Source organism: Allohoeflea poritis (genome assembly GCF_027889715.1).
In the GTDB taxonomy this organism is placed as follows: domain Bacteria; phylum Pseudomonadota; class Alphaproteobacteria; order Rhizobiales; family Rhizobiaceae; genus Hoeflea_A; species Hoeflea_A poritis.
Map to the genome: position 1 here is coordinate 128,353 of NZ_JAPJZH010000014.1, position 8,923 is coordinate 137,275.

The window sequence follows — 8,923 nt, forward strand, 5'->3', positions numbered from 1 at the left end:
AGTCTCCCGCATTTGCCGCATATACCAAACTCATACGCCATCCCGAATGGCTCGGATCACCCGGAATGCCGATTTTCGGCGCCGCTCGCGATCCTGTGATCCGAACCAGCCCGCGGCCCGTAATTGAGACGGCAACATATTGAATTGGAACGCAATGCAGCTTTTTATCAAAGCCTATCTTTTTACGGCGGTCGTCTTCTTCGTGATCGACTATCTGTGGCTGGCCTATATTGCGGGCGGATTTTACCGCAGTCAGCTTGGTTCCTATATGCTGGACCAGCCGCGGCTCGGCGTGGCCGCTGTCTTCTACATACTTTACGTCGCCGGCATCGTGGTTTTCGCAGTGCTGCCGGCTCTGAAAGAACAGTCTCTCCTGACGGCACTTTTGCTTGGCGCTTTGCTCGGGCTTGTCGCCTACGGGACCTATGACGTTACCAACTACGCGACGCTTCGCGACTGGCCGCTGGCCGTCGTTGTGGTGGATATTGCCTGGGGCACCGCACTTACCGCTTCCGCCTCGGCCGGCGGCTATATGCTGACGCGCACCTACTGGGCCGGCTGATCGATGCCGGCCCTCGACCGGACCACTATACGGTTCAGGTGTCGGGAAAACGGAAATCCTTGAACTGATCCCGCAGCACGGTTTTCTGGATCTTGCCGGTTGCCGTATGCGGGATCTCGTCGACGAAGGCGACATCGTCCGGCATCCACCATTTCGCGATCTTGTCGCGCATGAAGCCCAGGATGTCCTCCTTGCCCGGCTCGCGGCCTTCCTTGCGGACGATGACGAGCAACGGTCTTTCGTCCCACTTGGGATGCGCGATACCGATCACCGCCGCCTCGGCGACATCTTCGTGACCGACGGCGAGGTTTTCCAGTTCGATGGACGAAATCCACTCGCCGCCCGATTTGATCACGTCCTTGGCCCGGTCCGTGATTTCCATATAGCCGTGCTTGTCGATATGGGCGACATCGCCGGTATCGAACCAGTTCTCTTCATCGAACTGCTCGGCGCCGCGACCCTTGTAGTAGGACGAGGAAATGGCGGGCCCCCGCACCTTGAGCCGCCCGAAGGTCTCGCCGTCCCAGGGTAGGGCGTTGTTGTCGTCATCCGTGACCTTCATTTCGACGGTGAAGGGCGGGTGGCCCTGTTTGGCCTGAAGGTCGAGTTTGTCATCTCCTTCCAGATGCGCGTAATCCGGCTTGATGGAACACAGCGTTCCCAGCGGGCTCATTTCCGTCATGCCCCAGGCGTGGATGACGTTGACGCCATATTTGTCCTGGAAGGCCTGGGTGATGGCCCGCGGACAGGCGGAGCCGCCGATCACGACATTTTCCAGATCGGGCAGCGCGCCGCCGACCTTTTCCAGGTGCTGCAGCAGCATCAGCCACACGGTCGGCACCGCCGCCGTCATGGTCACGCGTTCCTCGGTCAGGATCTGGTAAATCGATTCTCCGTCCATGCCGGCGCCCGGCAGCACCATTGTCGAGCCCACCATCGGGCAGACGAACGCCGTGGACCAGCCATTGGCGTGGAAGAACGGCACGACCGGCATCATGCGGTCGCGGGAGGACAGGTTGAGCATGTCCGGCTGTGCTGCCGCCATGGCATGCAGGACATTCGAACGGTGCGAATAGACGACCCCCTTCGGATCGCCTGTCGTTCCGGAGGTGTAGCACATGCCGGCTGCGGTCGTTTCATCGAAATCGCGCCAGGCGAAATCGCTGTCGACTTCCGATACCCATTCCTCGTAGGCAACGGCGTTCTTGATCTTCGTGTCGGGCATATGGGCCGCGTCGGTCAGCACGACCACCTTCTCGAGGCTCGCGACTTTGTCTGCAACGGCCTCGACCACCGGAAGGAAGGTCAGGTCGACGAACAGCAGCCGGTCTTCCGCGTCGTTCATGATCCAGGCGATCTGATCCGGAAACAGCCGCGGATTGAGCGTGTGATAGACCGCGCCAAGTCCGAGGATGCCGTACCAGACTTCCATGTGACGCCAGGTGTTCCAGGCCATGGTCGCGACCCGGTCGCCGAATGCGATGCCGTCTTTCTCGAGCCGTTTGGCGACTTGCCGCGCCCGGTTGCCGATGGCGCGGTAGTTTGTGCGATGCATCGGGCCTTCAACCGACCGCGAAACGATCTCCCGTTCGCCGTGATAGGTGGCTGCGTGGTCGATAATCTTGTGACACAGCAGCGGCCAATCCTGCATCAGTCCCTTCATGTTGATTTTCCTCCCGGATTCCAAGTTTCTGTTTTACCGACCAGAGTATGGCGTTCTTCGCTCCGCAGTAAAGGGAGCAGCCATCGATTTATTGCCCGCCGCCGCGGTCAAGGCTGCGGACAAAGAACTTGCTTCGCCCGCGCCGCCTTGCTAAGGCGTCGGCGCGCAAAACCGTTGATAATCGGCAGGTGCCGGACGATCCGGCTGACGTCCTGCAAATATCTGTTTCGGCTTTCACTTTGGCTCGAATGCGGAACCCCGCACCAAGGCACGTCCATGATCTCCATTGTCATCCCCTGCAAGAACGAAGCGCCGAACATTCCGCCGCTGCTGGACGAGATCGCCGAGCATCTCGGTGACCGCGAAATCGAGGTGATCGTCGTCAATGACGGATCGACCGACGATACGCCGCAGGTGCTGGAAGTCGAGGCTGGCAAGCGCGCCTTTGCGGTCCGGCATCTGCGCCATGAATCCTCGGTCGGGCAGAGCCTGTCGCTGCGCAGCGGGGTCCTGGCTGCGTCCGGCACGGTCATCGCCACCATTGACGGCGACGGCCAGAACGACCCGAAATATATCGGTCAGCTGGTCGACAAGCTGATCGAGAGCGGGCCGCAAACCGGCATTGCCTGCGGCCAGCGCATCAAGCGCAAGGATACCAAGCTCAAGCAGCTTTCCTCGCGTTTCGCCAATTGGCTTCGCGGTTCCATCCTGAACGACCGCACCCGTGATTCCGGCTGCGGTCTCAAGGCTGTTCATGCCGATATTTTCCGCCGTCTGCCGTTCTTCAACGGCACTCACCGCTTTCTGCCCGCACTGGTGATTCAGGAGGGTTACGACGTCGTCGCCATCGATGTCCTCGACCGGCCGCGCCGGTACGGGCAGTCCAATTACGGCATACTGGACCGCGGATTGCGCGGCGCGCTGGACCTTTTCGGCGTCTGGTGGCTGAAGCGGCGCCGCAAACTGATGCCTGTTGTTGAGGAAATACGTTATGAGTGAGCTGTTTGCACCCTTGTTGGAGTGGTTCCGGGTTGTTTTTGTTGAGCAATTCAATGCCTGGGTGCTGCTCGGCTTTGTCGCTCAGGCGTGCTTCACCATGCGCTTTGTCGTCCAGTGGATCGCCTCCGAGCGGGCAAAGCGCTCGGTCGTGCCGATTGCCTTCTGGTTTTTTTCCCTGTTCGGCGGAGGCATGTTATTCATTTATGCGATTCAGCGTCAGGATCCGGTGTTCATCGCCGGACAGGGCATGGGTTTGATTATCTATATTCGCAATCTCTGGCTTATCGCCAATGAAAGAAAGGCCGCCATGGCCCAGACGGACTGACAAGAGATCGGATCGAGTTGAAGCATTTGACGCAGCAGAATCGGTTCATTCGGCTGGGCGCGGCGGACGGACGGGCGGGCCTGCTTCGCTATGTGATGCTGTTTTTCCTCGGTCTGGCCGTGCTTGTGCCCGGCATAGGTCAATTGCCGCCGATCGATCGCGACGAGGCGCGCTACGTCCAGTCCACCAAACAGATGGTCGAAAGCGGCGATTATGTCGATATCAGATTCCAGAACCAGCCGCGCTACAAGAAACCCATCGGGGTCTACTGGCTGCAGTCGCTGACCGTCAGTCTGACGGGCGAGGGGGGCGAGGCGCCGATTGCGGCCTATCGCATTGTTTCCGTTATCGCCGTTGCCGCATCCGTTGCCGCCCTATACTGGGTCGGCCAGGCCCTGTTCGGTCACACGGCCGGGCTGATCGCGGCGCTTATGCTGGCCGGCATGTTCGGCGCCGGGTTCGAGGGCCGCCTTGCAAAGACCGACTCTGTCCTGTTGTTGTTGACCATTGTGGCGCAAGGGTGCCTTGCCCGCACCTATGTGGCGAACCGCGAGGACAAAGAGGTTCCCGGCCAACTGGTCTGGTTGTTCTGGATCGCCCAGGGCGCGTCGATCCTCGTTAAAGGTCCGATCACCCCGCTTGTCAGCGCATTGACGGTCCTGTTCATCGTCATTTTCGACCGCGGTCGCTCGCGTGCCTGGCTGTCCGATCTCAAGCCGCTGCGCGGCTTAGCGCTTGCCGTGCTTATCGCGCTGCCATGGCTGCTGCTGATCACCTGGAAGAGCGGCGCCGCCTTCTGGCAGGAAGCGATCGGCCGGGACATGCTGGCAAAGGTCGCCTCCGGCCAGGAATCGCACGGTGCGCCTCCGGGCTATTACATCCTGACCTATTCGCTGTTGATGTGGCCGTTCGGGCTGATCGCCGTTATCGGCGGCACCCATGCCTTGCGGCGCATGTTCGCCGATGCGCGCATGATGTTCTGTGTCGCCTGGTATCTGCCGCTCTGGCTGTTCTTCGAACTTATACCGACCAAGCTGCCGCATTACGTTCTGCCGTCCTATCCGGCGATCCTGCTGCTTGGCGGCTGGTTTCTCGGTCTTGCCGCCAGCGAAGCGCCCAAACCGCTCATGTGGCAAAGGATATTGCACGGTCTGACCGGCTTCGGTGTCATCGTCGTGACCATCGCCTTTGCCTCGCTCGCCATTATCGTTCCGGTCTACATCGCCGGCAGTTTCTCGTTCTGGAGCATTCCGGTGGTGCTGCTGCTGGTGATGGCCTGCTGGTTCAGCCTCGGCTACGGGCTTGAGCTGGCGCCCGTGCGGCGGGTGCTGGTGGCGACACTGACGGCGACGACGGCCTACGGGCTGGCATTTTCGGCCATCCTTCCCCAGGTCGATGAAATGTGGGTCAGCCGGCAGATCGTCGAGCGGTTCGAGGCCGAGAAGGCCTGCGCCGACTCGGTGCTCGCCTCGGTGACCTATCATGAGCCGAGCCTCGTGTTCCTGGCCGGAACGGAAACGCTGCTGACCGGACCCGGCAGCGCCGCCGAATATCTTCTGAGCGATCCCGACTGCGCCATTGCCGCCGTGCCGGAAGAGGACGCGCCGGCCTTTTTGACGGCGCTCAGCGCCGGTGGCGCAAGGGCCGAAGGCGGGGAGCCCATTTCCGGCTTCAACTATTCGAAGGGCCGACGCCTTTCGATCACGCTCTACCGGATCACCGGACAATAGCCGGCCGCCGGACTGCGGCATTGCCTTTGGCGGTTTTGCGATTTCTGTCACAGACCCGTTGCCGAGCCGTGTTACGGCTGGCGGTGAAACCTACTCGGTAGTATGGTGGAGATCCGTTCCCGCAACGGCAACTGGAAACGCGAAGACAGGGATACACTATGAAACATGCAATTGGGGTCGCAGCCTTGACGGGGTTGCTGTGCACGGCAGCTCTTGCCGAAGACAACCGCGTCGACCTGATACGGCCGGACGCGCCGGCTCTCGCCGCCCATGGGGACAGCCCCATCGGTGTGCGCACGATTGAGGTCTCCAATCCCGGACAGATCGATATCCTCAAGGTGGAAGACGGCAAGGACCTGCCGCGCTACGACCGGCCGCTGACGCTGGAAGTGTGGTATCCGGCCGCGATCGGCACCGGCTATGAGGGCGTCTACAAGGACGTGTTGCTGCGCGACGGCGTCACCAAGGTCGATCTCAAGGGCCGGGCCGTGCGCGACGCTGAACCCGCGACGCCGGAAACCGCCTATCCGCTGATCATCGTCTCGCACGGCTATCCCGGGAACCGTTTCCTGATGAGCCATCTCGGCGAGAATCTGGCCACCAAGGGCTATGTCGTCGTTTCCATCGACCACACGGAAAGCACCTATGACAACCGCGCGGCATTCGGCTCGACCCTCGTCAACCGGTCCATCGACCAGACCTTCGTCGTCGATACGATCGACAAGATGTCGAAGGCGGACGGCAATTTCCTCAGCGGCCTGGTCAATGCCGACGACACCGGTCTGATCGGATATTCCATGGGCGGCTACGGCGCGGTGATCACCGCCGGCGGCGGCGTGACCCAGGCGAGCACCGAATATGAATGGGGCGCGCCGGCCGGAACGCTCGAAGCGCATCTTGCCGGCAGCGATTCCCATGAGGCGCTGATCGATCCGCGCATCAAGGCCGCCGTCTCCATAGCGCCCTGGGGCATGAACACCGGCTTCTGGGACGCGACGGGCCTGTCGGGTGTGCGCATTCCCATGTTCTTCATCGCCGGCAGCGACGACGATGTGTCCGGCTACGAGAACGGCACGAAGGCGATCTTCGATCTGAGCACCAATACGGACCGCTATCTGCTGACCTTCGAATATGCCAACCACAATGCCGGTGCGCCCATTCCGGCGCCGGCGGAGGCCTGGCAGCCCTCCGAGCATCTCGATTTCATTCCCTTCGACCATTACGCCGATGCCGTGTGGGACAACACCCGCATGAACAACATCACCCAGCACTTCGTCACCGCATTCTTCGGCCAGTATCTGAAGAGCGACGGCGCGTTGGGCGCTTATCTGGATGTGATCGAAAAATCCGGCGACGGCGTCTATGCCGTGGAAGAGGACGGGACGTTGAAGCCCGAGCACACCTATTGGACCGGTTTCCCGAACCGGACGGCAAAGGGCCTCAGCCTGATGCACAAGGAAAAGGGCAAATAGGCCCGAAAGAAAGGGACCGCCGCAAGGCGGCGGTCCCGTTTTCGAGATCGGCTTATTTGACCAGAAGGATCCAGGCTTCGCCGGGTCCGTCCCAGTCGCCCTTGATCTTCGGCCGGCTGGCATGTCTGCGGTATCCGAGCCGCTCATAGAGCCGCCGCGCGTCGCGGTTCGCATTCGAGACGATCAGGCTCATCGTCGCACCCTCGATCAGACCCTCGGCCTGCGCGAGCAGCCTGCTGCCGATGCCGTTGCCGCGATGCTCCGGATAGACCGCAAGCACGTTCACATGGTGCGATCCGACGACCATGTCCTCCAGCTCCAGTAGCGGGCGGAAGACCGCCGGCGCGCCGGCATGGTCCTTCTCTGTCGACGGCGCGTCGATCATGTAGCTGGAGACGCATCCGGTCACCTTGCCGTCCTTCTCGGCGACCATTGACTTGGTATAGGAGAAGCCGGCCTTGTCGCCCGCGGCGCGGCGGATGCCGATGGCCCAGGGGTCGATGTCATCGCCATAGCCCGCGGCCAGGGTCTGCCAGTGATGGTAGGCAAGACCGTCGCCGGCGAGGTTGACCAGCCTGGCAAGATGGCGCGCATCCTCGTAGGTCGCCGGTCTTGATGTGTATGTCGGGTTCAACATTTCGAGCTCCACTCAAAAAGCGTCAGAGCGCGGCCTGGTGACGGCAATATTCATGCGCGGCGCAGGAAAGTCTGTGGCCTGCGCCACAACAAACGGCAGAAAAATCAGGATCCGGAGGTCGCTCGGCACACGCCCGAAAACCCTTCCGGCATGCCCTGCGCCGACGCGAGGCGACAGGCCGATCCGATGAGGGTCGGCGACCGAAGCCCGTTGAACGCTGACGTCCGGAACAATCTGATCGAATACGGGTTTACGGGTGCGAAGACACGCATGCCGGGCCTGAAAGTGATTGATGTGAAACGGCAAATTCCGATTGCAGTGGCAGCGCATATCGGTTATCCAGACTTCCGTGTTCGCGTTCCGGCGCCAGGCACCCGTAGCTCAGCTGGATAGAGCGCTGCCCTCCGAAGGCAGAGGTCGCACGTTCGAATCGTGCCGGGTGCACCATCTCCAAATTTCTACCTGCTAAAGCACCTAAGATTTTGAAAGGAAAGGTAAGATTTGCCGTTCTAAGTCCGCTCTTTCGGCAATAGCTTAAGCGATCTTTGAAGGCGAGTTTGAGAACTGTTTGTTTGCCCTCCAAACGCTCCGAACGCCAGAGAATCTGACCCAGCCCCATGAATTCGGGCCATTTAGGTGTGAGTGATCCGTCCAGGAAAGGATTGAGCGTGAAACGCAGATTTTCCGACGAGCAGATCATTGGAATGATCAAGGAATACGAGACTGGGTCGCAAGTCACGACGGAACATATGATTAGACATGTTTTCAGTGTTGTTTGGTTGGGCTGAGATACTTCGCAACCATCCGCCAGGATGCCCGCATTTCCCAAAATCAACATCCGCATCATCCAACATTCCTGCATAGTGCGATCCAAAGTTTCCGTGTCGCTTTCCACAGGCTTTCTAGCCGGCTTTGCAACTTTTAGTGATTTCCACTTGCAGATAGTCCGTTTAACGCGTTAGCCGTATTGCGCGAATTCGAGTGATTCTCACAACTTGGCGATGGGATGGCTCCGGAGGCAACTCCGGTGTGGGGATACTTGTGCCTTGTTGAGATTTGGGTGGCAGTCGAGGGATGAATGCGTTGCCACCGAAGAAATTTTGGGGGCTTTCATGCACAGCCGATTTTCGGTGACAAATTTCGCGATCCACTTTTCTGGATTTGTCGTTAGGCAGATTGCTCTGGGCCTGATCGCCGTGGCCACGGTAGCAGTTTTCTTCACCGGGATATCCTCAGCCGCGCCCGAGGCGGGCGATCAAGTTACAATTCCCGAAGGCAGTTTCCCGACGGCCTCTGGCCGTGGCAATGCGAGCTATGAATACGGTCTTGATCTTCCGGGTTACCGCGGTCTCGAACCGAAGATTGAGCTTCGCTACGATTCCGCGCGCAAGACCAAGCGGCAGGGGCTCTACCAGGGCTGGCTGGGCTATGGCTGGGGCGTCGACGGCTACGATGTCGTCGAACGGGTCAGCGAGGGCAGGGGCCTTGCCTACTATGACGATACCAAGGACGTCTTCCTGCTCAACGGCTATGAG

Annotated in this window: 8 protein-coding genes and 1 tRNA gene; 7 read left to right on the forward strand and 2 right to left on the reverse strand. The window is 60.3% G+C overall.

Annotated features, from left to right (window positions below; translation table 11 throughout):
• The first annotated feature begins 154 nt into the window (after positions 1–154).
• A complete protein-coding gene (locus OOZ53_RS20140) occupies positions 155–562 on the forward strand; it encodes a DUF2177 family protein (RefSeq protein ID WP_271091521.1) in 408 nt (135 codons plus the stop codon).
• A gap of 34 nt (positions 563–596) precedes the next feature.
• Here OOZ53_RS20140 and OOZ53_RS20145 read toward each other — a convergent pair whose 3' ends face one another.
• A complete protein-coding gene (locus tag OOZ53_RS20145) occupies positions 597–2,225 on the reverse strand; it encodes a long-chain-fatty-acid--CoA ligase (protein WP_271091522.1) in 1,629 nt (542 codons plus the stop codon).
• A gap of 276 nt (positions 2,226–2,501) precedes the next feature.
• Here OOZ53_RS20145 and OOZ53_RS20150 point away from each other — a divergent pair, with 276 nt between their 5' ends.
• The 4 genes from OOZ53_RS20150 to OOZ53_RS20165 all read left to right on the forward strand — a co-directional run bounded on the left by OOZ53_RS20150 (position 2,502) and on the right by OOZ53_RS20165 (position 6,751).
• Entirely contained in the window at positions 2,502–3,224 is a 723-nt protein-coding gene (locus OOZ53_RS20150; RefSeq protein WP_271091523.1) for a glycosyltransferase family 2 protein, read from the forward strand.
• On the forward strand, positions 3,217–3,549 hold the full coding sequence (locus OOZ53_RS20155; protein WP_271091524.1) for a lipid-A-disaccharide synthase N-terminal domain-containing protein: 333 nt from the start codon (positions 3,217–3,219) through the stop codon (positions 3,547–3,549). Before OOZ53_RS20150 ends, OOZ53_RS20155 begins: the two co-directional genes overlap by 8 nt.
• Before the next feature lie 26 nt (positions 3,550–3,575).
• Positions 3,576–5,279 (forward strand): ArnT family glycosyltransferase, encoded by a 1,704-nt coding sequence (locus OOZ53_RS20160; RefSeq protein WP_271091525.1) that lies wholly within the window; start codon positions 3,576–3,578, stop codon positions 5,277–5,279.
• 158 nt (positions 5,280–5,437) lie between these two features.
• Positions 5,438–6,751, forward strand: coding sequence for an alpha/beta hydrolase family protein (locus tag OOZ53_RS20165; protein WP_271091526.1), 1,314 nt, complete (start codon positions 5,438–5,440; stop codon positions 6,749–6,751).
• A gap of 52 nt (positions 6,752–6,803) precedes the next feature.
• Here OOZ53_RS20165 and OOZ53_RS20170 read toward each other — a convergent pair whose 3' ends face one another.
• Positions 6,804–7,388: a GNAT family N-acetyltransferase gene (locus tag OOZ53_RS20170; protein ID WP_271091527.1), complete on the reverse strand. Its 585-nt coding sequence runs from the start codon at positions 7,386–7,388 to the stop codon at positions 6,804–6,806.
• 370 nt (positions 7,389–7,758) lie between these two features.
• Here OOZ53_RS20170 and OOZ53_RS20175 point away from each other — a divergent pair.
• Positions 7,759–7,835: transfer RNA gene (locus OOZ53_RS20175), tRNA-Arg, on the forward strand.
• A gap of 665 nt (positions 7,836–8,500) precedes the next feature.
• The coding region (locus OOZ53_RS20180) for a hypothetical protein (RefSeq protein ID WP_271091528.1) at positions 8,501–8,923 on the forward strand (423 nt) is incomplete at its 3' end.

Coding starts and splice junctions, on each gene's coding strand:
- OOZ53_RS20140 (WP_271091521.1), top strand. CDS start 155: ATGCAGCTTTTTATCAAAGCCTATCTTTTTACGGCGGTCGTCTTCTTC.
- OOZ53_RS20145 (WP_271091522.1), bottom strand. CDS start 2,225: ATGAAGGGACTGATGCAGGATTGGCCGCTGCTGTGTCACAAGATTATC.
- OOZ53_RS20165 (WP_271091526.1), top strand. CDS start 5,438: ATGAAACATGCAATTGGGGTCGCAGCCTTGACGGGGTTGCTGTGCACG.
- OOZ53_RS20170 (WP_271091527.1), bottom strand. CDS start 7,388: ATGTTGAACCCGACATACACATCAAGACCGGCGACCTACGAGGATGCG.
- OOZ53_RS20155 (WP_271091524.1), top strand. CDS start 3,217: ATGAGTGAGCTGTTTGCACCCTTGTTGGAGTGGTTCCGGGTTGTTTTT.
- OOZ53_RS20150 (WP_271091523.1), top strand. CDS start 2,502: ATGATCTCCATTGTCATCCCCTGCAAGAACGAAGCGCCGAACATTCCG.